Here is a 24,551-nt window from a genome sequence, read left to right on the forward strand (position 1 = left end):
CGGTATTTTTGGCGTTAAGCGATCGCATCTGTAATTTTGGCTCAGGAATCAGGTTATCAAGAATTTAGCTACACCGCACGAGAATTTTAACAATAAATTTGGTGTTGATATCAAATAGTGAATAATTTCATTCATCATGGCATTAAATCTTTGTTTCTAAAGCAATAATCAAAGTTGAAATTTGAAGTTGCTTTTTTCATTTTTACTGCTAAATTAACAAGAAGAGCAATTCCTACCTCAAACTTTGTACACTACATCACATTTTATTTTTACTAATTAAGTCAATGAGTAAAGAAGCTAATAAAATTGTTAAAGTACATGAAGTTTCTGCCACCACATCTTCTAACTTAAGTACTTATATTGATAGAACTGTCAAAAAATTAAAATTTAGCATTAGTACCATTAAGATTTCAAAAGATCTATCAGAGGCAATCCTGACGACATTAATTCTATTAGTATTAGGACTTTTGTTAATTATTGGGAATCTCAGCAATAATTTAAATCAACAAACATCTTTAATTAAACAGTTTTATACAAATACTGAATCGACAGTTGATTATCAACAGCACGTTATTTTATCTGATTACATCAAAATAATCGGGAACATAGTTTTAACAGAGAATTCACAAGCAAAGCCAGAAAAATCAGCAATGATTAGAGCGATGACTCAGGCAACATTACAAGAATTAGACCCAGAACGCAGACGTTATGTTGTCATGTTTTTATATGATGTCAATTTACTTAAAACCTCATCAAAAAATCAATTACCATTACTTTTTGGAGCATCTATTACAGATGCTAAACTCCAAGATTTAGATTTAAGATATGCCAATTTCCAAAGTGCTGATTTAACTGGTGCAGATTTACGTGGTACTGATTTAAGAGGAGCTAATTTAGAAAATGCTATTTTGAAACACGCCTGTTACAACAATTTGACCTTATTTAATCAAGGTTTTGCACCAATTCCAGTTGGGATGAAAGAAGTATTAAATAGCAGAGAATGTTTTTCAACGAGATCGCGTTGATGATAAAATTATGGAAATTGAACTACCTTTAATTATAACTGAACGCCTCTTGTTACGCATGGCTACCCAAGAGGATATACCTGAGATTATCCAGTATTTTACTGAAAATAAAACCTATTTTACTCCCTTTTATCCTTGTTGGGCTGACAGTTTTTTCACAGAAGAGTATTGGCAGTTGCAGCTAGAATTAAATTTCCATGAGTTTAGGAATGATTTGTCTTTAAGATTCTTTCTATTTTTAAAAGAGAACCCTAGGAAAATCATTGGAACTATTAATTTTAGTAACTTTGTCCGAGGAGTAGCGCAATACTGCAATGTTGGATACGGTCTGGCAGAAGCGAAACAAGGTAAAGGTTATATGACAGAAGCTTTGCAAGCTGCGATCGCATATATATTTAAAGAACTAAACATGCACCGCATTATGGCAAATTATATGCCTCATAATCAGCGCAGTGGCAACTTATTAAAAAGATTAGGATTTGTCGTAGAAGGATACGCCCGTAATTACTTATTAATTAACGGACAATGGCAAGATCATATTTTGACAAGTTTGATTAATCCTGATTGGCAAGCAAAATAGGGTTAATTGTCAATCGTCAGTTCTTAGTTGTTAGTGGGTAGAGACGCGATGTTCCTCGCGTCTGTACATTAGTGGTTAGTGGGTAGTGGGTAGTGGTATTCCTAACTCTACCCTTTGTCCTCCTTGTCTGCCTTATCCCCCTGTCCCTTTGTCCCACACTCTCCGCATCTCGACTATGATCAAAAAATAAACTAAGTTGTACTCATAATGACTCTGGCTGAAACTCCCAATAACACTAATTCTAAAAATCCTTTTTTTGGTCTTAACTACGAACCCGCCTTAGAATCTTTAGGCGATGACTATTACGATGAAGTTGCAGCGGCGGAATTTCCTCAACACATTCTACGGTGGCGCAATGACACATTGTTACCAAAGCTGGGATTAAATCCACAAGCAGTCACAGACGAAGACTTTATCACTGCTTTTGGCAAATTTGCAGGACGCAAGCCTTTATTAGCATTGCGATACCACGGTTATCAATTTGGTGAATACAATCCCCAACTAGGTGATGGTAGAGGTTTTCTCTACGGACAAGTGCGTGGTATTGATGGTGAACTTTACGATTTTGGTACAAAAGGTTCTGGTAGAACACCCTATTCCCGTGGTGGCGACGGTATGCTGACATTAAAGGGAGGGGTCCGTGAAGTTTTAGCTGCGGAAATGTTACATAGAATGGGTGTACGTACTTCTCGCTGTCTCAGCATGATTGAAACAGGTTTATCGTTGTGGCGGGGCGATGAACCTTCTCCTACTCGTTCTTCCGTAATGGTACGGATGAGCAAATCACATATTCGTTTTGGTACTTTTGAACGGCTGCACTATTTCCGCCGTCCAGATTTAAGCAAAAAACTATTAGATCATGTAATTAAAGAATACTATCAACATTTAGACAATCAACAAGATAAGTATGCTTTATTTTATGCAGAATTAGTTCAACGGACAGCAGAATTAGTAGCACAGTGGATGGCAGTTGGTTTCTGTCATGCAGTTCTAAATACTGACAACATGTCAATTACAGGGGAGAGTTTTGATTACGGTCCCTATGCTTTTATTCCTAATTACGATCCTTTTTTCACTGCGGCATATTTTGACTATTACAAACGCTATTGTTACATTAATCAACCAGAGATTTGTAAGTGGAATCTGGAGGCACTCCAGGAAGCATTAAAAGCTATGATTCCGCAAACTGATATGGAAGCTGGATTAGCACAATTTGAGGATTATTATTTAGCTGAATATCGTTGTTTTATGTTGAAAAAGTTAGGTTTTGAAACACTTGCTAATCCAGAAGCCGAAGAACTTTTAAAAGCAACTATTGAATTTTTAAAGCACTATCCAGTTAGTTATCATCACTTTTTTGCAGATATGGCTACTTGCTTTTCTAGCAAATGGAGAGATGATGCAAGTGTTATTCTCAACAATTCAGAAATTGGGCAATCTTTAGGCAGGTCTGAATTATTTTTAAATTGGTCGGGGATATACCATAGAATTTTAACCAATTTGAAACCAGATGAAATAGAAAAAGTATCTCAAACCCTAGTTAGTTATAATCCTCAAACTGTGATTTTAAGACCTGTGATTGAATCAATTTGGGAACCAATTACTCAAGAAGACAATTGGCAGCCTTTTTATGAATTACTCAATCAAATTCAATCTTAAACTTAATTTATTCTAAGGATATAACGTCTAATTCAGTAAATATAAGTCTTCTCTATTTGGTAAGAATAGTGCTTAAGTCGGATAACCAGAAAGCACTTGTTCAAGCAGTTTCTTTGGGCGTTGTTCCATTGATGTTATACAGAAAAATTCCGTTTAATACTCTAAATAAAAATGTTATACGGAAAAATTCTATATAAGTCTTCCTGTGAAAGGTAGTTATACGGAAAAATTCAGTATAATATCCGAATAGAGATGTAAAAAAGAAGTTTTCCATATATTCAGACAAAAGTTAGCTATAACACTTAATATATTGCGATCAAGAAAAAGATTATATGGAAAGTTTCCGCTTAATAAATAGTTATACTGCTCACTGTAAAAAAATATGGTTGTTTAATTTGCTCTGTAGGCTTTTGGTGTCATACCTGTAATTTGTCGAAACTGTTTGCTTAAATGGCTGTGGCTGTTGAACCCAGACTCTAAGGCAATGTCCATAATTGATTGGTCTGTTTGTTTCAACAACTGTTTTGCCCGTTCTACCCGTTGTTGGATCAGGTATTGATAGGGAGACGTGCCGATTGATTGTTTAAATAGATGGCTGAAATGAAATTGGCTCATGTCTAGCAATCGAGCTAAATCTGCAAGTTTGATGTCTCGATCCAAATGGGTATCAATGTAATCCAAAACTTGCAGCAGTTGACGCTGGGGTAAACCACCCTCGTAAATTGGCAACTTAGGTTTGATAGCCACGTACTGCCTGAGTAAATTCACTGCCAAGACGTTAGTTAGTGAATCAATATAAAGTCTGCTACCTGGATGTTCCTGTTGAAGTTCAGTGAGTAACATCATGCTGATCGCCTCAATTTGAGGATCGCGAATCCGAAATACGGGCAGTAATTCCAGGCGATCGGGATTGGTGTCAAGAGTTTCTCTGGCAACACTTTGGATAAACCGAGACGCGAGGCGAATCTGCAAGAAGCGATCGTCACTATCCCAACGGGCGAAAAACGGCATCTTGGCAGGGATGATGCCAAAGTCGCCCTTCGCATATAATCCCTGATGGATCTTACCTCCTTGAATTTGTAACAAGCCTACCGGACGCGGGGCAAGCGACAGACAAATCGCGTGCTCATCGCTGTAATAAGTTCTTCCCTCTCCCGCAGGGTGTTGGAATTGTTCGACCAGAATATTCTCCCAACCCTGATTCCGACTAGACAAAACGGGCAAGCTGGTACATTCGAGCTGATGGTTGGCAGTCATCTTCATGAGGCAAACCCAATAGGTCTAGTTCCGATTGTACTCATTTTCGGATTCTACCAAGCAGCCTGAAAACCGAGCGCAAGATTTTGCTAGTTTCACAGGAATCAGATAGTTGGAGAGGAATCGTTTCCCTAAGCTGAAGGGGTGATTAATCAGGAGCAAGGATAGAGATGATGAAGCTGCTTATTTTTGGATCGACGGGTAGTATCGGTCGCCAGCTTGTCGAGCAGGCGCTTGAGCAGGGACACGCGGTCACGGCGTTTGCACGCGATCCTGCGAAGCTCGACATCAAGCACGCAAATTTAAAGGTTGTTCAGGGCGATGTCATGGATTTCGCCTCCGTAGAGAAGGCGGTACAAGGTCAAGATGCAGTGCTGTGCGTACTTGGATCGAGTGGGAAGAGGAAGGGAACAATCCGGTCAGAGGGGACGCGACAGATTATCCGCGCGATGGAGAAAACAGGCATCCAACGTTTTATCTGCCAAACAACACTTGGGGCAGGAGATAGCTGGGGGAATCTAAACTTTTTCTGGAAGTACATCATGTTTGGAACCCTTTTGCGCGACGTGTTTGCAGATCATCAAAGGCAAGAGAGCTATGTCAAGCAAAGCCGCCTAGACTGGACAATCGTCCGCCCCGGAGCCTTTGTGGATGGGAATCGCACTGGCAATTATCGGCACGGCTTTCCAGGCACCGACAAGACCTCAAAGCTCAAAATCTCGCGGGCTGATGTCGCTGACTTCCTCTTGAAGCAATTGGCAGATGATTCGTATCTTCACAAAACGCCGAGTCTGTCGTATTGAACGCTTTTTTGCTTTTTCTAGTCCGTCAAACTGACGTTAATTCGTAGGAGGCTTTATGGCAACTATTCACAAATTGCGCTTTCCTTTGATGCTTTTCGCGGCGCTCGGCAGCGGACTAATTGCTGGAGTTTTCTTCGCTTTCTCAACCTTCGTGATGAGCGCCCTTGCCCGACTTCAGCCAGCACAGGGCATTGCCGCCTTCCAGTCCATCAATATCACGGTTTACAATCCATGGTTTATGGGGGCTTTCCTGGGAACAGCCGCGGCTTGCATCTTTCTGACTGCTTCCTCGCTGTTCAAGTGGCATCAACCCGGTGCTGCCTATCTGCTGGTCGGTAGTCTGCTCTACCTCGTTGGTGCAGTAGGGGTGACGACCGCCTTTAATGTGCCACTGAATGATGCACTGGCGATCGTTAAGCCAAACAGTGCTGAAGGTGCAACGCTATGGGCAAAGTTCCTGACCGATTGGACATTTTGGAATCACGTTCGGACAGTAGCAGCACTTTTGGCAGCGGCACTATTTACGCTCTCGCTTTGTGGTCGAGCGGCGCAATTGTAGAATTCGTGAAGAATATGGCAAGTCGTTCAATTATGACTTGGACGCCATCTTTATAGATTTGCAGAAACAGCAAGATGAAAGCAGAATAGAAGTGTCGCCTAAACGCAGTATAATCGGGTCGAGGAGAGCATTTAACTCCCCCCTCCCACACCACCCATCGTGCGGGTCCGCAATGGGCGGTTCATGAAGACGCGCAAACAACACTGATAGTTAAGCGTATCCTTGAACTTTCATCCAAAGATTCCGAATTGATAACAATCCCTGTTGTTCCAACCATTCATTGGTCATTCCCGTTTGCGTCGCTAACGTTTTCGACAACCGCCAATAACCTTTGCGGCTAATGCCGGTCAAAATTGCATGACGCTTACTTGTCCCCAGTTTGAGCAAGTTAGCAATGCGGGTTCTCGGTCTGCGCCACTGCTTCCAATAGCACATGCGAATCCTTCGCCTTAACCAACCATCTAGCTCTTCAATCGGGGTGTAGTGCTGGGAAATGCCAAAGTAGTTCATCCACCCGCGCAAGTATCGGTTCAATCGCTCGAATCGCTCTGCCATAGAAACGCCCCAACTGCGTGACGTTAAGCCGCGCAATCGATGTTTGAACGCTTGCATGGCAATGTCAGAGGCGAAGATGCGAATCCCTCGGAACGTAAATCCCAGGTAATTCAGATCCTCGATCTTGACCACTCGGCTCTTTTCCCGATTAACCTTCAACTTGAGGACTTGTGTGAGGTAACGGCTGATTTTCACCATCACCCGTTTCCCTGCCCGTCTACTTTTGACCAGAATGACTAGGTCATCTACATAGCGAACAAAGCGATGCCCTCTTGCTTCGAGTTCCTTGTCCAAGTCGTCCAATAAGACATTGGAAAACAAAGGTGAAAGTGGAGAGCCTTGCGGCGTCCCCCATTCGGTCGGTTCAACGGTGCTTCCGACCAAAACTCCGGCTCGCAGGTAACGACCGATTAACCGCAATAGCACTTTATCAGCTACTTTACGGGCGATCCGGGACATCAAGACATCGTGGTTGACAGTATCAAAGAATTTTTCCAGATCCAGATCCACCGCGATGCGGTATCCCGATTTGAGGATCGTTTTCACCTGTCGGATTGCTCCGTGAGCCGAACGATTCGGGCGGCACCCATAGCTTGAGTCAGAAAACTCTGGCTCAAAGATGGGCGATAGTACTTGGAGGATGGCTTGCTGGATTACCCGGTCTACGACACAAGGGACACCTAGCTTTCTTTCTCCCTTGCCCTGGGGCTTGGGAATGACCACCCGCCTGACAGGGCGAGGTTGGTAACTGCCATCGAGTAGGGATTGGCGAATCTCACTCCAATGTTCTCTGGCATAAGCTGGAAAATCCTCTAGGCTCATCCCGTCACTGCCGGGGGCACCCTGGTTGGACTTCACCCTTGCCCATGCCCGCTTGACATTGTCGCGCTCTAAGATTCGCGCCATCAGGTTATCTAAGGCTGGTTCTCTGTCATCACGCCAAACCCGATCTCCCCCGTCCGGGTTCATCAATGGGCTTGAGTTGTTCATCACTCCTCCTTAGTTCGTTCATGTTCAGCCCTTCATCCCAGTGGGACTACTATGGCTTCTGCTGACTTCTGGCGGGCTTAACATCGGGGTTTCCCCCAAATGTGCTGTTCTTGCTGCCTTAGGGTTCTGTGGCTCCCTAGCCGTTTCCAGCTAGACCTCAATCAGACTCCCATCGCAGTGAGAACCGCAACCCGACAGACCTCCCCGGATAAGAGTGTGAACTGTCTCTGCACAACCGCGTCATTTACTGTGTTCCCTGAACCAGAGGGCTTCGTTGTGTTGTGCCAACTCGCCCCAGGACTGTCTCAGCCTTCTATGACGTTTCTGTTCGTCGGCTTGCAGATTTGCCGCTGGCTTCCTTCAGACCCTTCCTCACAGAAGTGCCCTTGCCTTAAGCTAGGAGTTGTCGTCACTCGGCTCCAAGACTTTCGAGCATTTGGACGCTGGTTCTCCTCCAGGGGACTTTCACCCCATTAGTTCACGCCCATGCCGGGCGTACACAATTCAAATGCAGCGGACGGTATAGAGATCTTGGTGGTGATACAGAGATTGTTCGCTGCCGCTCATCTTAGCCGTTAGGCTGGTAAAATTGCTGAATAATGCCTCACTTGTAAACTGCGTGCAGTCAGAGTAGGAGTAAGCAGTGGAATCAACATTCTTGCTTCACAAGCCAGTTAGTTACGGAAGCTCCTTTGCAAACTCCCTCTTCTTGATGATGCTTTTATTCCACATCATCGCTGGGGCGATCGCACCGCTCTCGGCTATTGTGGCCTTCACGGCGCGAAAGGGCAGCAAATTGCACGTGCGCTCCGGACGCTTTTTCGCTTGGTCGATGGTCATCGTGGCGCTCACTGGTATCATACTCGACGTGGTTCGACTCTGCTTTTTCGTAAAAGAAAACCATACGAAATATGCGGGTTACACCATGCCTAGCACCTATCCGGCACGCCTGGGCTTCCTGTTTGTGGGTCTGTGCATTCTTTACATTTTACGAGAGGTCACACCACCGCGCGTATTCCGTCGGCAGTCCAGGAAGACGGCTGTCACAGTGGTGCCCAGCCTGCTTGTTGTGACTGGACTAGTACTCACGCTTATCATCTCTTTGCAACTCAATCCGTGGACTGGTGCGCTGTGGATGATCTGGACTTTCATCCTCATTGTTATTGTCATGGCGCGAACAACCTCATCCTTGGATAATAACCATGCGAGGGATGTGGCGCGACATCGCTTTGGCATGAGCTGCTTGGCAGCATTCAGTTGGTGGGGCGTGCTTCAAGGGTTTGGGCCAGCGATCACCATCGCGCTCAAGGGCGACGATCCATCTACCAGCGCATATCTGGGCAACCAGCCTGGTCCGTTTTCGCCAGCGTTTTTTTTCTTCCTCGTTGGTTGGGCACCGTTCTTTTTCCTCGCAGCATATCTAATCCGCCGCTTCACCAAGCTGCGTCACACCTAACTAGGTACCGCAGTGGACGATCTAAACGCGCTGAGGCTGAGTTACGCTTTATTTGTCGCCGCTGAGTTCAACCGTTGGTTTGCAATACTAATTTACGCCTAATGTGAATTAGAAAAAAGGTGGGAGAAGTAAGAAGATGAAAGTTACCAGGTTACTCTAGATGTTATAACGAAGCACTTGCTTGGTAGAAAAAGGCTTGAACTCCTTATCTAGACTTCTTTACACTTTTATTCAGCAAGCCCTATTTATATTTGGTTATTTTGGCTTTACAGTAAGTTTTCTTGAATCTGTTGGAAAAAAAGGGTAATGAAGAGTAGATGCTACGATGGGCAAATTTCTTTAATCGTAAACATCTCTACGATGTCCAGCTTTATGAATTGTTATAAGTTGCGTTTCGACATCAAAGGAATAAACAATTCTGTAATCGCCAATTCTGAGTTGGAAAAGAGCACTCAAATCGGCATTTAAAGCTTGAAGAGTTATATTGTCAAAGTTTTCAGACAACCAAGAATTTTACGCAGGACACGTTCTTGAATAGTTGGTGAAAGTCGTTCTAAGTCATTAATGGCTGTTGGTGTAAATCCAACATTATAGCCCATTACCAAGACAGTCCAAGCTTTCTCGCCACTTCCTCAGCCGAAACTCCCCGCTCTCCAGCCTGCGTTCTCTTGAGAGAGTTGAGTAGTTGTTGCTTTAGTTCTGGTTTTAGTTCCTTCCCTTCGTCAGGGTCAGTTAACAGAGTATGAAGTGTTTCCGCCACAGTTTCTTGGAGCACAAGCTTAAGTTCTTCAACTGTTAAATCTTTGACTTGCATATATCATCGAAATAATGATGATGAGTTCTTCTATTATGACACCAGTCAGAGCAATCGTTGTAGGCTAATAGTTAAGATCCCGACTTTTTGGAAAAGTCAGGGATCTTGTTGCTCACAAAAAATTTAGGAATGCTATAAGCACACCTTAAATTTAACTAATATATTTTGATTGACTACTTAATAAAAATGCAAATAACTACGTAATTTCACTACTTTCCAATTCATTCTTTTCTTTATTTTCATTATTTTCTATAGCTTCAGATTCTTTAACCCGACGTATAGGGACATTAGCAATTAAAGCACTTGTTCGCTGATTGCTTTCTAAAGAAAACTCTAAACCCTCGGTTTCAATTTCTACATAACGGCAAACAATTTCTAAGATTTCTTGCCGCATTTTTTCGATCATCTGGGGGCTTAAGTCAGCGCGATCGTGAGCAATTACTAATTGCAGGCGACGTTTAACTTGATTGCGACTGTTAACGTCAGAGTTACGAGTAAATAATCGTTCTAGAAGTTCAATGATCATTGCTGCTAGGTATGGACAGATGGGGAAAAATATCAAATGATTTTTGTCCACAACAATCTTCTAAGACGAGAGAAGATGCTGTCGCTGGGTGAGTCGAGTTCAAGAAAATCGACCGTTTCACCTTCCAATCTGCGAGCAATGTTATCAAAGGCTGTAGCCGCTAAAGAGGGAGTTTCTGCTAGTACTAAAGGTTCGCCGCGATTGGTGGAGACTATAACGCGCTCATCATCCGGAATGACCCCAATCAGAGGAATTGCCAGAAGTTCCTGAACATCCTGCACAGACATCATATCATTTGCCCGTACCATTGCGGGTTTGATCCGGTTAATTATTAAATGAATGCGTTTGACACCTTGTGCTTCTAATAACCCGACGACACGATCAGCATCTCGGACAGAAGCAATTTCTGGTGTAGTAACAATTAATGCCTCTTTGGCTGGGGCGATCGCATTTTTAAACCCCATTTCAATACCTGCAGGGCTATCAATAATTACATATTGATACTTCTGTGCCAGTGCATTCACCAATAATTTCATCTGATCAGGGGTGACTGCATCTTTAGTACGGTTTTGTGCTGCTGGTAACAAGACCAAGTTTGGTTGGCGCTTGTCCTTGACCAATGCTTGTTCTAGGCGACACTCCCTAGCTAAAACTTCTACTGCCGTGTAAACAATGCGATTTTCTAGTCCTAGCAGCAAATCTAAATTTCTCAAGCCAAAATCCGCATCAACTAATGCTACTTGACGCCCGATTTTTGCTAAAGCCATGCCTAAATTGGCTGTACAAGTGGTTTTACCCACGCCTCCTTTACCGGAGCTAATCACAATAATGCGAGTCATGACAAAAACGCGCTCGATGATGTTTCTGTAAATATATAACACTAGAGCTTTATAGCTCTTGGTTCATCCTATTAAATTGGGTCTTAGAAAAATCACTAGCCCTACCGATGCGAATTCCCTGTGGTGTGACATAAGCCACCTCAGGATAAAATTGCATCGGTAATTTTTCTGGCGCTCTAGCAACAGCATCTGCGATCCGCAACTGGGTTGGTTCCATTTGCAAAGCCATAATCAGACACTCACGATTACCTCCAGCACCAGCATGAGCAACTCCTCGGAGACGACCCCAAACGAGAATATCACCATCTGCAACTACGATACCACCTGGATTTACATCTCCTAAAATAATTACGCTACCAGGATGGCGAATTTCTACACCAGAACGCACCGTCATTTCTAGATATAGCGCTTCTTTCGCGGGTTTTTTGCTAACTTTGGATTCAGAAGCCAGGATATTTTCTCGTTGTATTTGTTCAACAGAGTAACCAGCAGTAGCTGCTGCGATCGCTGTTTGGCGACGACTGGTAGCAACCGATTTCAGTTGCATTTGCACTTCGCTCAAAGTTTCAGCAAGTTGTTGCAGTTGTCTTGCATCTAAAAGGCGATCGCCTGCTACCAAATGCACAGGAGTATTAGGTGCAGTAAAGCGATCGCTAGCATTGAGTCTTAGCTTTAATTGTTGCCAAATTTCATTCCAATTGCGTTCCGAAGCAGACAGTTGCGATTCTGTGGGTAAAATTAATAAAAATCTTCCCTCCTCTGTTTTCATTTGAACTTGGATATTTTTATTGACCCCATTTTCCGGTGGAGGTGATTTAGGGGGTTCTTTATCCACAAGGTCAACAGGCAATTGTGCATCCACAACTGAATCAGACTCTACATTAGCAACAGCAGAATTTGATTCTGATTCAGTCAGAACAGAATTGGACTTTAAATACAGTAGAACAGAATTGATCTCCGCTTCTGGAAGTATAGAAGTTGACTCCGTATCAGCAGCTACAACAGATTTTGTCTCTGTATCAGCAACATTAAACTTTACCTCTACATCACAAAGGCTGGAGATTGATTCTGTATCATCAACAGCAGAATTTGACTTGAGATTGGGGATAGCAGAATCAGAACTCATGCAGCATTAGCCTAAAGAGAGAAACTGAGCAATTACCAATATTAAATTATTTGTCTTTGGTACTGCCTTCTCGAAAGTTGCAAATTATGAAACTGACCTGAGGCAGAACGAATTCTTTTGTTGAAATCACGTTAATAATGGATGTTTACCCTGGCTTGGTATAAGAATTTAGCACAAATTATTCCCAAATGTTGGGAGCTATATTAACAACAAACATTTTCGAATAAACGCAAATGACTAAAAATTTTTAGTATAAATTTTTTATAAAACCTTCAGTATTACTGCTTTTCTTCAGTCCGTTTCCAATTAAGCTAACGAAATCACTTAATTTAAAATCAAAGTATAAATTTATACTTTGATTTTTGATGTTATGTAAATTTATTGAACAATAGCTTCTTGTTTAACCGTTGAAATACGAACTGAGACAAATTGTGATGGTATTTTTTATTTTATGGGTTGCACTAGCAGTTCTCTTTTTATCCAAATTCCAATAATATTAAGTTCCTCGTTTAGAAGGATTTTTTGTCTAACAAGGATCATCAGTAATGAAATTAGGTTTAACGATCCATTCATGTTTATTATACTTTTCCTGTTTTTCATATTTATCTATAGCCCTTGTCAGCTTTAAAACGTTGATAGCTCCTGCTCATGCTCAGATCAGACCTCCCACTAATGGCTTTGGACAAACCAAAAATCTAGACTTTGATAACCTAATTTCTAAAGCAAATAAATACGGCACAGTCAGAGTCATCATTGGTTTAAGAACAAATTTTATACCTGAAGGTAGACTAGCAACTCCTTTGGCTCAGAGTCAAAGAACAGCGATCGCCCAAACACAAAATCTCATCTTGAGCAAGCTTTTAACTTACAAACCTACTGCAATCACCAAGTTTAAGACGATTCCCTACTTTGCTGCCAAGCTCAATGCTCGAGCTTTGACGGCTCTTGAGTCTGATCCAAATCTCATCAGTATCCAAGAGGACATAGCTGTACCAGCGACGCTGACAGAAAGTATTTCCGTAATTAAAGCTAACAGCGCTTGGGAAAGCGGGTTCACGGGTGCAGGGCAAACAGTTGCTATCCTAGATACAGGTGTAGATTCCAGCCATCCTTTTTTAGCAGGTAAGGTAATTTCAGAAGCCTGTTACTCAACAAATGATTCAGCTTACGACAGTACAAGCTTATGCCCAAATGGATCGACTCAACAGGTGGGTACTGGTTCCGCAGTTAATTGCACCACTATAATTGTTGATTGCAATCATGGCACTCATGTGGCTGGGATTGCTGCGGGTAAAGGGCCTAACTTTTCTGGGGTTGCTAAGGACGCTAAAATCATTGCAATTCAAATCTTCTCTCGGTTTAATTCTGCTAAAGCGTGCGATCCGCTTCCAGCACCCTGCATCTTGAGTTATGCCAGTGATCAAATACGAGCTCTAGAACAGGTTTATAACCTCCGTTCCAGTTTCACAATTGCAGCAGCTAACATGAGTTTGGGAGGGGGTAGCTATACGACTAACTGTGATGCTGGCTATGGAAACCTCAAAGCAATCATCGATAACCTGCGTTCTGTTGGTATAGCTACTATCATTGCTGCCGGAAATGATGGTAGCATCAACGGTCTGAGTTTCCCTGCTTGCATCTCATCAGCGATTAGTGTTGGTTCTACCAAAGACGGTAGTTCTGTCGGTGCTGTTGATGAAGTATCGAGTTATTCTAACAGTGCTTCATTTCTATCTCTTCTGGCTCCAGGAGAGGCAATCTACTCCTCGGTTCCGGGTGGTAATTATGCTAATTACTATGGAACTTCAATGGCGGCTCCCCATGTAACAGGAGCTTGGGCTATTTTTAAACAGAAGAACCCATCAGCTACTGTTGCAGACACTCTTGCAAATTTTCAAAACACAGGCATTCCTATAACTGATCCTAGAAATGGTATTCAAAAATCACGTATCCGTCTTTGAAAATAGGGATTGGGATCGGGGATAGGGGATCAAAGATCGGGAATGAGGCATGAATCAGTTAACAGTGTAGACGCGCTCATAGGCTTCCCGTAGGGTACAGTAACCAGTTTAGTTTGATAACTGATAACTGATTAGTTGTCTCCCTTATTTAGTTTTTTGACTCAGCCGTTGATATACAATTGCTAAGCCATTAGTATCACCCACGTTACCTGGAAATAGTACCACTGGTAAATTAGGAAATTGGGGATGGTCAGCAGGAGTCCGCACCATTGAACAACCTGGTAAGATTTGACCAAGTAACCGAGCAGAAGTCAAGGCTAACCCTGTACTCAAAACATCGTTAGAAGTGATACCACCTTTACTGATTAAAAACCCTAAATCTGTCGGCAAACCCCGTACAACATCCATCAATAAATGGGAAACCTTAGCCCCAAATTGTAAGCGTGTATTTACATCTTTAAAAGTAAGTTCTTGGCGACTGGTGTAAACTACTGGTGTTTTGCCTGCTGCATAGGCAGTATGAACGCTTGCGAGAACTTCGGTTAACAATGTGGCAGATTGATCCACATTATCTAACAAACGCGCCACATCAACTCCAACCCCGAATGTACCTTCTGCTTTTAGTAGTGTTTCTAGCTGCTGAGTAGTCTTTTTGACATGAGAACCCACAATTACTGCTCCTGGTTTGCCATTGCGTACATACTCAGCCATATTTTCTGGAGCGATCGCTTGCGGGGGTAAAGCAGCCAAAGCAGTTAAGATACTGGCAGCACTGCGAAATAAAAAGCGTTTTCCTTGACTTACTGCCAATAACACATCTTGGGCAAAACGATCTAAATCTGCTTGAGTTTCTCCATCTACAACACAGCACTGATTGTCACTCAGATTCATCAAGGCTTCTAAGCTGCCATTACGGATATCTGCAAGTAAAAATCTTTTTACGGAATCTGCCTTGATCCGCCCTTGTGTTTTTTCTTCCACATATTGAGGTAAGTAACTGTGATGGTAGCCAAACACAGAATCACGAGCGAATTCTGTTTCATGAACAGGTTTAGGAACACCATCAACAATGAGATAATGTATGCTGTTGCGGGTGATACGTCCACCTTCAAAAAATGCTGGCACAAGAAAGTGAGCATCAAAAGGGCCGAGTTCTTGGGCTATAACATCAGTTTCTATCGGGTAATGTCCCCGCAAAGTCGAGTCAGAACGACTGACGATGAGAAATCCCTCTCTATCCTCTGCTTGCGGGAGTGGGGGGGTAGTTGCTAAAGCTGCTTGCAAATTCTGACAAACTTCCTTGGTGACAGAAGCAGCTGATTCAGGCGGTAATGCTCTTGTATTTGTTAATACAAAGAAAATTGGTGCATCGTCTTGCAATCCCAGGTGTAAAGTGTCCACATCCCAACGCATTAGCAGCAAACAACTGTGGACTGTTTGCGAACCGGTGGGATCATCATCAAGGACGATTATTTTTGGTTTTATGGTCATTTTTATATTAAGGGAGTGACTGTTGGAATTTTCTTATCTGGCTTTGTACATCCAAGTCAATCTGCAATGACTGATTGAGAATTTGAGCATATTCTCTGGAACTGGTAATTTGTAAGGCTTGGAGATTAGCTAAATTATTAACGAACAGTTCTTGTTGCTCAGGAAGCAGTTTTTTATTATCTCTTAATATTCGCTCGATTTTCAAAGCACGAACTAAATCTTCTCTGACCAATTCCAGTGCAGTAATAACAGTTTGTCTTTCATTGATATTATTTTCTGAATTTTCAGAAACTGCTAGCTGATCGAGATTATCTACCGCTTGCACAACTGCATGATATTTATCAACTTCATTTAAAAGAATTATCAATGTCTTAGGATAACGAAAACGTCGCCACAACCAACGCCCAACGATAACTGCAATTGCAACAGCGATTAGTAAAACGATTCCTATGCCAATATTGGAACCAATCGTTAGAGTAATTAACGCATAAAGCAAGCCGCCAATCAATAAAACTAGCAACAGTGTTTCCCGCACTTCCTTCATCAAAAATGCAAATCGCTGTCCACGATTTGCCATCATAGAAGGTAGGAGAAAAATTTCTGGTTTGACACCAGTTAAACGTTTTAGTTCTCCCTTAGTTATTTCCAAGCCTAGTAAGTCAGGCTGCACGGCCTAGATACTCCCTTCATAGTGCAAGTTGCGTGTTTCTCGTATTTTAATTTTAAAAAACAAATTAAATTTGCTTTTGTGGCTGCTACAGGAATAAAAAAGTACTTAGGAAGAGTTTAAGCGATCGCCCAGCGTTTTTGGGAGAAACGAACACTCTCTTGAAAAGCTTTGAGGTTCCCTCCGGGACGCTGCGCGTAGGCGCGTAAGCGACTTCTCGTAAGAGTACGGAGGAAACCTCCGCACCCTAGCCTTAAGCCACTCCGTGTCTACAAACTTTTCGCAGATGCACACAGATAAACACCGATAATCTATCTGTGTGTATCTGTGTGTATCGGTGGTCGATATGCTTGATCTTATCTGCTAAATTCAAGGATACAAGCCTCTATCAGTAAGCGCTTGGGCAACCCGACCAACTCCCAAAGTATAAGCTGCCAACCTTAGAGAAATTTGCCTTGTCTTTGAGTGTTTGATCACTTGGCGATATGCTTGCACCATTAAGTGTTCCATTTCACGGTTAACGCGTTCCTCATCCCAAAATACGTAAGAAAGACCTTGCACCCACTCTAGATAACTCACCACTACGCCGCCAGCGTTTGCTAAGATGTCCGGTAATACAGTTACACCCCGTGCTTCTAGTGCTTGGCTTGCCATTAGAGTTACTGGGCCATTAGCCGCCTCTGCAACTATCTTGGCTTGCACCTGATTTACATTTTCTTCTGTAATCTGGTTTTCCAAAGCTGCGGGAATCAACACATCACAGGGTAAAGTTAGTAACTCAGCATTGCTAATTGGTACTGCATCTGGGAAACCAACAACACTTCTACGGTTCTCAGTCGCATAAGCTTTCAAAGCAGGGATATCAAGACCTTCTTTGGAATAAACTCCTCCAGATCCAGTCGCAACAGCTATCACCTTCGCTCCGGCTTCGTGGAATAATAAAGCCGCTGCCCCGCCTACATTCCCGAAACCCTGGATCACTACTCGCACATCCGCTAAGGATTTACCTCGATCAACTAGCGTTTCCCTAACAATAATCATTACGCCGCGTCCCGTTGCCATTTCCCGTCCCCGTGAACCACCGATAGACAGGGGTTTACCAGTTACAACTCCTGGCACAGCATGACCAACATTCACAGAGTAAGTATCCATCATCCAAGCCATTTCCCGGGCAGAAGTACCCATATCCGGTGCAGGGATGTCTATACTAGGTCCAATATCTTTGATTAATTCGCTGGTGTAACGTCGTGTGATTCGTTCTAGTTCACCAACACTGTAACGTTTTGGATCTAGAGCAATGCCTCCTTTAGCACCACCGTAGGGAATACCAAGTAGCGCACATTTCCAGGTCATTAACATTGCCAAAGCTGATACCTCTCGTAGCGTCACCGCCGGATGGTAACGAGTCCCACCCTTATAGGGACCTAAAACATCGCAGTGCTGCACCCGATGTCCTGCCAAAATCTGTATTTCGCCACTATCCCGTTTTACGGGAATCGACACTGTAACTACTTTACGTGGATGACTAAGTACTTCCAACAGACCTTGATCTAGCTTTAATTCTCGTCCTGCTGCTTCCAGGTAGCTACAAGCCTGGTCTAGTGGGCAAATATACGCTGGAGAAGGAGCTTCCAGTGGTTGTAGAGATGTTGAAATCATAGATTCTCCCAATCACGGTTCTACAAAATCCTTATCGAACCGGATCTGTATGTCTAGACTAGCCTTTTTTTTAGAAAAAAATAGAAATTTTGTAGTTTATGTTACATTTTTCTCTAGATGTAGCTTTTTTGGCTAGTCCAAAGGTAGTAAGATAGTGTAACCAGAGATACACATAGATGAACACAGATAAAAAACATACTTGTTATCTGTGTTCATTTCCTATTTGATTTTGTCTTTGAAGTGAAAAAATAGTTAAGTTTGCCCCTTGGCTTTGGTAATTATTCACTACAAAGATACTAAGACACAAAGAATTTAAACAAACACTTCAGGAGTAAAGTTACCGTGTAAACCATAAGGGATATGGTGTTTTAGATGTAATTTTGCTACTGCCCCCTGGTTGAAATTACGGCCATCTAAAATTACAACATCTGAGCGATCGCAACTAGCATCATAAACCAAAGCTAACACCCAACCATCGTCTTCCCTTTGAGAATAGGGACGGGGTACAAATACTGGTTCGCTAGCAAAGCCTCTGGGTGCAGCACTCCATAATTGCCGTTCTCCTGACTCCAGATCCATCTTCAAAAACGCTTGCAAGGGAGCATTACCACTAGGAGCATGAGCAGCACCAATATACAAATAGCGATGCGATCGCCCAACTTTTTGAGGATGCAAAGTCGGAAATTCACAACAACGGCTTTCTAACAAGTTTCTCCGTACAGTCTGTTCTTGGAGATTGAGGTGAAAACGCCAGAGTTGTCCAGGCTTGAGAGCATCAAAATTAGTCTGTCGAAAATCACTTTCTGGTTCAACTTCTGGTAGAGATTCGTAACAAATAGAGTCGATGATAATCTCGTTACCTTGTTCAAAAGCATTGGCATGGTGAAACACAAACCCAGAATGAGTTTCGAGAATTTGCACTCCCCTTAGTCCGTCCTTATTAAGGGTTCGGCGAGGAATAATAATCACTCGCGTCGGTTGATTGGGTTGAAACTTAATACATTCGCCTGCACCACGCATTCCCAATGCAAAAGGTATGGGATTAAAAGTTACAGGATTATAAAAGAATATGCAGTAATTCGGAGTAATAGCAAAATCGTGGATAAAAGCGAAACCTGGTACACTATGGGCGTGCTTTCTAATAATCTTGCCTTTTGTGTCTAACTCAAAAATAGTAAAAGTTGTAGATAGACCCGGCTTGATAGAAAAGTTTACTAAACAAGGTTTACCATCATCAAACTCACAACTAGGATCAAAACGGGGATGGGCGCTAAAAGCTTCACCTTCTGACAGCACACCGTTAAAGTATTCCTTGCCCAAAGTTTCTAGTGTATGGGGATCGAGGCGATGGGGTTCTGCTGCTTCCCAAAGAGCCAGTAGCTTATTACCCCAGTAGATGACATTAGTATTAGCAATATTTTTGAGTTTAAAGTCGAAGGCATTGGCAAGCCAACCCCCTGGTTTTTGTGTGCCAAAAACACCTCGATAGAGAAGTTTGCCGGCTTTTTGTTCTTCCAAATATCCAGCAGTACGGACAAAGCGATTGCGGAAGTGAGCGCGACCATTTGCAAATGTAATGCGGCTAATCATCCCATCTCCATCAAAGGGATGATGAATTGGTTGCCCATTTATATCTAGTAAACCAGGGCCATTTCTGAACAACGTGCCGTTAAGTTCTGGTGGAATTTGCCCTTCTATATCATCTATCCAATAATCAAATTCTTGTTTTAAAGATTTATATCCACCTTGCCAATCATTACGGCTATAGGATTTTGTTGAGGTATGAGAATTTTGTTCTTGAGTTCCTAAAGTTTGCATGTCTTGAAATGGAATTGGGGATAGGGGATAGGTGATAGGAGATTGGGGACAAGGGAGACACGGGAGAAAAGGGGGACAAATAATCAGTTATCAGTTATCAGTTCTCAAATTAAACTGATCACTGTACCCTAGGGAAGCCTATGAACGCGTCTACACTGTTCACTGATTCAGTCCCTAGCTACTTCCGACTCTAGTTCTCGTAGCATTAACTCTGGCATCATGTTGGCTACAAAAGATTCTTCATGATCTGGTACTGAGGCTGGTGGTAAATTCTTAGGTGTCTTGGTTTGAGAATCAGCAGCAGGCAACCAGTTGAGAAATGGTAGCGGTAATAAGGTACTGATGTTAGTCAGAATTACTAAAAGCCAGAGGTTTTCAAAATTTGTTTCTGTAATTCCGAACCAATGCATTAATATTGCACCGAACTCGTAGGAAAGCAGTCCTGCTAAGTTAGTCACTGACATTAACAGGGCAAATAATGTTGCTTCGACTCCTGATGGACAAAGTCTGGCTGCTAGTACCAACACTGGCATGTAGGCAATTTGTCCCATGACTGTAAGAATCAGGCTGTCACCTAAACTAAACCAGTGATCATCGATGCCTAAGGCGCGGTTTGTGTGAGTTACCAACAGCAACATCGTCATTCCTAAAGTGGCTGAAAGCACAGTACTCCAACCAAAAATGACGCGAAAGGGGACGGTTTTGAGAAAACGTTGGAAGATCCAGATACCTACTAAGGAAGCAACGCTAGTTACTAAGCGGACTCGCCCTAAAAACTCTGGTTGAAAATGCAATTCATTTGTAGTGAAGAAGAAAAAGGCCGATTCCGCAGTTGGCGTAGCTTGCCAGATGAAGAGAAATGCCGTCGGTAGCCAAATAGCTTTTTGAGTAATTGCTTGGCGCAGTTGTCCCAGCTGATGCTGGATTGATCGCAAGTTGGTGTGATCATTTTCACTCTCATCCTGACTTACAGGAGATTCGGCTATACACCAAGCTACTGCTGAAACTATGAGGGGAAAAGAGGCAGTAATCCAAAATACGGTGCGATTACTAAAATGCTCTAACAGTACACCACTAAAGTAAGCAGTAATCAAACCACCAAAGGCAGAAGCACCCCAGCATAAAGATTGTAAGGAACCTGCTTCTGCTTGAGATTCTACTCTTGCTCGTTCAACAACTAATGAGTCAACGATGACGTCACTGACAGCAACAGATAAAGAACCAAGAGCGATCGCTGCTGTTGCAACTACGGGTGTGTGAACAATTGTTGCTAAGCTCACCCAAGAAGCCGCTCCCATTATGCCTGATAACACCAAGTATGGGCGTCGTCGATAGCCAAAGATGGGAAAGCCATCAGAAATAAAACCAAATAGTGGTTTGACTATCCAGGGTAGAGCAACTATACCCATCAAGGCTGATACCTGGGCTGGCGTTAAGCCTAGTTCATCTTTGAGAAAAAAGCTGACGGCTAAACGTGCCAACCCTAAAATTCCTTGGACAAAGTAAACCGTAAGAATGGCAATTAACTCAGCAGTTGGTTCGTTGCCAAAAAAAATCTTTTCTTTTATAGATTCTTTGACCTTGGACAAGCCAGAGGAGGAAACCAGCATTAGATAAATATTTTTTAAGTTTTATCGACTTTTATTATCTTATCTATTTTCTTTAAATACCGTCTAGGAGGAGCATTTAGCAGTCAAAATTTGTTGAAATCACAGAGAAATTACAGATGAATGTGTAAAATTTAGTAATTAAAATTTCTAAGCTATTTATTTTTTAAATAAGATCATTTGAATATTGAATTTTTATTTTTCTAGTGCTAATACAGCATTTTGACCTCCAAATCCAAAGCTGAAACACAACACCCGTTGAACTTTGGTTTTACGTGCCTCTTTTACGAGATTTAAATCAAATTCTGGCTGTTTTAACCCTGTACATGGCGGTAGTATTTGTTGCTGTAACGCCATGAGACAAAAAGCCACACCCAAGGCTCCCGACGCTCCGATAGTATGTCCTGTAGCTCCTTTGGTTGAACTCACTGGTACGCTTTGAGGAAATAAGTTTTGTATTAATTTACTCTCAATTTGATCGTTGATTTGTGTAGCTGTACCATGAGCATGGATATAATCAATATCCTTTGGTGTGAGGTGACTACGTTCCAAACATTGTTTAATGGCTGCGATCGCACTCTTGCCTTCTGGTTCTGGGGTATTGGGATGATATGCATCCGTTGTTAAGCCAAAACCGAGTATCTTTCCATACACCTTTGCTTGGCGCTGCTTGGCTGACTCTGCCGATTCCAGGATGAACATTGCTCCCCCTTCTCCTAAAACTAAGCCTTCACGGTGCAAATCAAAGGGATATGACCCAGTTTTTGCCAAAGCACCCATATTTTGAAAGCCAGTCAAAGTCAGAGGCGTGATTGCTGCTTCTGTTCCTCCTGTCATCACTTGCTGACATTGTCCAGATTGAATGAGGAATGTAGCTTGAGCGATCGCCCAAATACTAGTAGCACAGGCTGCCATCGGTGCTAAAACAATCCCAGTCGCACCAATTTGTCTTGCAGCAGCGATCGCATTCATATGTGGTAGAGTGTCGAGCCAACAAGAGTAGGCGGGGTGTGAGGAGTATGAGGGGTATGGGGGGAAAATATTTATCTCACTCCCCCTACTCCTCATACTTCCCCTACTTCTCACACTCCCCCCACTTTCTACCTCCAGATACATCCACTTCGCCATTTCTTCCCAGGCTGCTTGATGGCTGCGACTCGAACCAATGACAACGCCACAATTTGGTACAGGAGAAACTAATCCAGCATCTTGTAATACAGAAGCAACCAGCTGTTGAGTCAGTACTCTTACCTGTGCTGGTTGCTTGTCAATTAACCCAAGAGGATGAGGTTCTAATTCTAGAAACGGTTGATAGATGTGAATACCGGATTTACCAGCAAGTAATTGCTGCCAGCTATCTGCTAGGCTTTTGCCCAGGGCAGAAACTAGACTAATACCAGTAACAACGACTTCTACCAAGTTTGAATAACTGTTGGTTGGTGGTTGGTGGTTGGTGGTTGGTGGTTCGAGTATTTATCAACCAACTAACAACTAATTCTTGTTTTTCAAATTTTCTGCGCCTTGGGTAACTTTAGCCGAGTCGATGCGATCGCCTTGTTGAATTTTGTTCACTACATCCATGCCCTCTGTAACGTAGCCAAACACAGCGTAGTTACCATCTAGAAAACCTAAATCAGCTAAAGCAAAGTAAAACTGTGAGGAAGCAGAATCGGGCATTTGCGATCGCGCCATTGCGACTGCACCAAGTTTATGTGTCAACACGGGTGGTTGATTTATGCGAGCTGTTTCCAATGTTTTGCCATAGATGGGGGCTTCTGCTCCTTGCGGCTTAATTTCTAGGGGAATATAGCGTTCACTACCTGTTTTCGGATCAATAAAACCGCCTGTTCCTAACCTATTGATTGAAACTTTTGGGTCTTTGCTTTGGGGGTCACCACCTTGAGCGACAAAAGGAGCTTGTGGTGGATTACTCTGAGGTCCTATGACTCGATGGAAAACTAAACCATCATATACGCCCCGTTGTACTAAGTCTACAAAGTTACCAGCAGTAATGGGGGCATTAGTACCGTCTACTTCAATAGTAATTGGTGAACCTTTGACAGTCATTACTACGGTAGCTTTGCCTTCAAGTCTTGGTAAATCTTTCATTCCAGGGATCGCCTCTTGTGTAGCTTCAAATACAGATTTTGCCTCTGTAGTTGTTTCTTGAGTTGCGTTAGTGCTTGCTTCCGTGGCCGTTGGTGAAGGAGATGAAGTTTCAGAAGATACTTGTTGTGTAGAACACCCACCCACCAGCAAGACACTGACAATCACAAATACAACTAAAAACTCGGAAAATTTTAACCGCATTAGCCAGTTCTATAGACTCAACCAGTGTATCTTAGCTTCTGATTGCGAGGATGGGTAATGTTTTGAAGGCAGAAGGAAGAAGGCAGAAGGCAGAAGGCAGAAGGCACTAGGGCAGAAGTAAAAATCATCTGTTGGCGATCATAGCCTGTATATGTATAAAAGATATTATTTTCTTACACCCCTATACCCTATCTCTTACAAACCTTCTAAAGGAACTCCCAGAAATTTAGCTAACTCTGCTCCCTGAATTTCTATGTCTTTTAAAGGCATCGGTTGACCAACCCTTGTTAAGGGAATATCTCGACGACCTTTAACACGTAAATAGAGAGTACGGCGAGGATTGAGACCTTCTTTAATCTGTAGTTTTACAGATTGTATATCTTTGGTGTTCAGGTCAATTTCAATACGACGGTTTTTGCCAGGAAAACCCCAACGGAAGATTTTAGCTTTGCCAGTTTCCCGGTCAAACTCGTTGTATCCGCCACCTACATCCAATAAAATTACTGACCACAGATACAAGGCCAGGAGTAGACCAGCTACACCGTAAAATCCCATTACTAATCCTTGTGGGACAAAAATCAGTTGAGTGGGGTCGGTAACTATGAGTAAATTAACACGCAGGTAACTAGATAGCGCCGCTAAGAAAAAGCCTGTGGCGCCTAAAGTCACAACACTTGCCCACCAGTAGTTACTCAACCGACGTGAACCGAGAACCTTTTGATGTAAGACGCGTTCGTCTTTGTTGATGGTTGTTGATGTCGTCATGGAACTACCTTGGCGATTGATAAATTCCCTCTAAAAGTCTGCCACTGTCTATGGATCTATTGCAAGTTTCTTTTAAGATTTCTG

General features: G+C 42.7%; 22 protein-coding genes. 7 read left to right on the forward strand and 15 right to left on the reverse strand.

Translation table 11 applies throughout. The features are described 5' to 3' along the window. Nucleotides 1-284: 284 nt before the first annotated feature. From RS893_RS06625 to RS893_RS06635, 3 genes are all read left to right on the forward strand, one after another. A complete protein-coding gene (locus RS893_RS06625) occupies nt 285-1,025 on the forward strand; it encodes a pentapeptide repeat-containing protein (protein ID WP_315790424.1) in 741 nt (246 codons plus the stop codon). A gap of 10 nt (nt 1,026-1,035) precedes the next feature. After that, nucleotides 1,036-1,605: a ribosomal protein S5-alanine N-acetyltransferase gene (gene rimJ, locus RS893_RS06630; protein WP_315790425.1), complete on the forward strand. Its 570-nt coding sequence runs from the start codon at nt 1,036-1,038 to the stop codon at nt 1,603-1,605. 207 nt (nt 1,606-1,812) lie between these two features. Further along, entirely contained in the window at nt 1,813-3,264 is a 1,452-nt protein-coding gene (locus RS893_RS06635; RefSeq protein ID WP_315790426.1) for a protein adenylyltransferase SelO, read from the forward strand. A 390-nt stretch (nt 3,265-3,654) separates the two neighbouring features. On the opposite strand, the gene RS893_RS06640 is transcribed toward RS893_RS06635, so the two are convergent. Continuing rightward, nucleotides 3,655-4,527 (reverse strand): AraC family transcriptional regulator, encoded by an 873-nt coding sequence (locus RS893_RS06640; RefSeq protein WP_315790427.1) that lies wholly within the window; start codon nt 4,525-4,527, stop codon nt 3,655-3,657. 164 nt (nt 4,528-4,691) lie between these two features. Here RS893_RS06640 and RS893_RS06645 point away from each other — a divergent pair, with 164 nt between their 5' ends. Both RS893_RS06645 and RS893_RS06650 read left to right on the forward strand, forming a co-directional pair. Then, nucleotides 4,692-5,324, forward strand: coding sequence for an SDR family oxidoreductase (locus RS893_RS06645; protein ID WP_315790428.1), 633 nt, complete (start codon nt 4,692-4,694; stop codon nt 5,322-5,324). Between the two features lie 55 nt (nt 5,325-5,379). Continuing rightward, nucleotides 5,380-5,883 (forward strand): DUF1772 domain-containing protein, encoded by a 504-nt coding sequence (locus tag RS893_RS06650; RefSeq protein ID WP_315790429.1) that lies wholly within the window; start codon nt 5,380-5,382, stop codon nt 5,881-5,883. Nucleotides 5,884-6,093: 210 nt separating this feature from the next. Here RS893_RS06650 and ltrA read toward each other — a convergent pair whose 3' ends face one another. Beyond that, complete coding sequence (gene ltrA / locus RS893_RS06655) at nt 6,094-7,428, reverse strand: group II intron reverse transcriptase/maturase (RefSeq protein ID WP_315784868.1); 1,335 nt, start codon at nt 7,426-7,428, stop codon at nt 6,094-6,096. Nucleotides 7,429-8,071: 643 nt separating this feature from the next. Here ltrA and RS893_RS06660 point away from each other — a divergent pair. Further along, nucleotides 8,072-8,884, forward strand: a complete 813-nt coding sequence (locus RS893_RS06660; protein WP_315790430.1) for a hypothetical protein — start codon at nt 8,072-8,074, stop codon at nt 8,882-8,884. A gap of 479 nt (nt 8,885-9,363) precedes the next feature. Here RS893_RS06660 and RS893_RS30230 read toward each other — a convergent pair whose 3' ends face one another. The 5 genes from RS893_RS30230 to minC all read right to left on the reverse strand — a co-directional run bounded on the left by RS893_RS30230 (nt 9,364) and on the right by minC (nt 12,189). Continuing rightward, nucleotides 9,364-9,483 carry a type II toxin-antitoxin system RelE/ParE family toxin gene (locus tag RS893_RS30230; protein WP_396336434.1) on the reverse strand — a complete coding sequence of 40 codons (120 nt, stop codon included), beginning with the start codon at nt 9,481-9,483 and terminating at the stop codon, nt 9,364-9,366. Continuing rightward, nucleotides 9,483-9,659 (reverse strand): hypothetical protein, encoded by a 177-nt coding sequence (locus RS893_RS06665; protein WP_315790431.1) that lies wholly within the window; start codon nt 9,657-9,659, stop codon nt 9,483-9,485. The genes RS893_RS30230 and RS893_RS06665 overlap by 1 nt, the downstream gene beginning before the upstream one ends. A gap of 235 nt (nt 9,660-9,894) precedes the next feature. Next, nucleotides 9,895-10,224, reverse strand: a complete 330-nt coding sequence (gene minE / locus RS893_RS06670; protein WP_315791892.1) for a cell division topological specificity factor MinE — start codon at nt 10,222-10,224, stop codon at nt 9,895-9,897. Between the two features lie 32 nt (nt 10,225-10,256). Further along, nucleotides 10,257-11,063: a septum site-determining protein MinD gene (gene minD, locus RS893_RS06675; RefSeq protein WP_016869490.1), complete on the reverse strand. Its 807-nt coding sequence runs from the start codon at nt 11,061-11,063 to the stop codon at nt 10,257-10,259. 49 nt (nt 11,064-11,112) lie between these two features. Further along, a complete protein-coding gene (gene minC, locus RS893_RS06680) occupies nt 11,113-12,189 on the reverse strand; it encodes a septum site-determining protein MinC (protein WP_315790432.1) in 1,077 nt (358 codons plus the stop codon). 632 nt (nt 12,190-12,821) lie between these two features. Here minC and RS893_RS06685 point away from each other — a divergent pair. After that, nucleotides 12,822-14,150 (forward strand): S8 family peptidase, encoded by a 1,329-nt coding sequence (locus RS893_RS06685; RefSeq protein ID WP_315790433.1) that lies wholly within the window; start codon nt 12,822-12,824, stop codon nt 14,148-14,150. 144 nt (nt 14,151-14,294) lie between these two features. Here the strand turns inward: RS893_RS06685 and RS893_RS06690 are convergent, their stop codons facing one another. The 8 genes from RS893_RS06690 to RS893_RS06725 form a co-directional block, all read right to left on the reverse strand. Further along, entirely contained in the window at nt 14,295-15,641 is a 1,347-nt protein-coding gene (locus RS893_RS06690) for a four-carbon acid sugar kinase family protein (protein ID WP_315790434.1), read from the reverse strand. A 7-nt stretch (nt 15,642-15,648) separates the two neighbouring features. After that, nucleotides 15,649-16,311, reverse strand: coding sequence for a hypothetical protein (locus RS893_RS06695; protein ID WP_315790435.1), 663 nt, complete (start codon nt 16,309-16,311; stop codon nt 15,649-15,651). A gap of 366 nt (nt 16,312-16,677) precedes the next feature. Beyond that, the gene (locus RS893_RS06700) at nt 16,678-17,967 is read right to left on the reverse strand and encodes a Glu/Leu/Phe/Val dehydrogenase (RefSeq protein ID WP_315790436.1); all 1,290 of its coding nucleotides are present in this window, start codon (nt 17,965-17,967) and stop codon (nt 16,678-16,680) included. A 312-nt stretch (nt 17,968-18,279) separates the two neighbouring features. Then, a complete protein-coding gene (locus RS893_RS06705) occupies nt 18,280-19,785 on the reverse strand; it encodes a carotenoid oxygenase family protein (RefSeq protein WP_315790437.1) in 1,506 nt (501 codons plus the stop codon). A 167-nt stretch (nt 19,786-19,952) separates the two neighbouring features. Next, nucleotides 19,953-21,395 carry a folate/biopterin family MFS transporter gene (locus RS893_RS06710; protein WP_315790438.1) on the reverse strand — a complete coding sequence of 481 codons (1,443 nt, stop codon included), beginning with the start codon at nt 21,393-21,395 and terminating at the stop codon, nt 19,953-19,955. Between the two features lie 192 nt (nt 21,396-21,587). Further along, nucleotides 21,588-22,811 carry a beta-ketoacyl-ACP synthase gene (locus tag RS893_RS06715; protein ID WP_315790439.1) on the reverse strand — a complete coding sequence of 408 codons (1,224 nt, stop codon included), beginning with the start codon at nt 22,809-22,811 and terminating at the stop codon, nt 21,588-21,590. 72 nt (nt 22,812-22,883) lie between these two features. Next, nucleotides 22,884-23,702 carry a peptidylprolyl isomerase gene (locus RS893_RS06720; RefSeq protein ID WP_315790440.1) on the reverse strand — a complete coding sequence of 273 codons (819 nt, stop codon included), beginning with the start codon at nt 23,700-23,702 and terminating at the stop codon, nt 22,884-22,886. 195 nt (nt 23,703-23,897) lie between these two features. Beyond that, nucleotides 23,898-24,467, reverse strand: coding sequence for a photosystem I assembly protein Ycf4 (locus RS893_RS06725; RefSeq protein ID WP_315790441.1), 570 nt, complete (start codon nt 24,465-24,467; stop codon nt 23,898-23,900). Between the last annotated feature and the right edge of the window lie 84 nt (nt 24,468-24,551).

This window comes from Fischerella sp. JS2 (assembly GCF_032393985.1).
Classification (GTDB): domain Bacteria; phylum Cyanobacteriota; class Cyanobacteriia; order Cyanobacteriales; family Nostocaceae; genus Fischerella.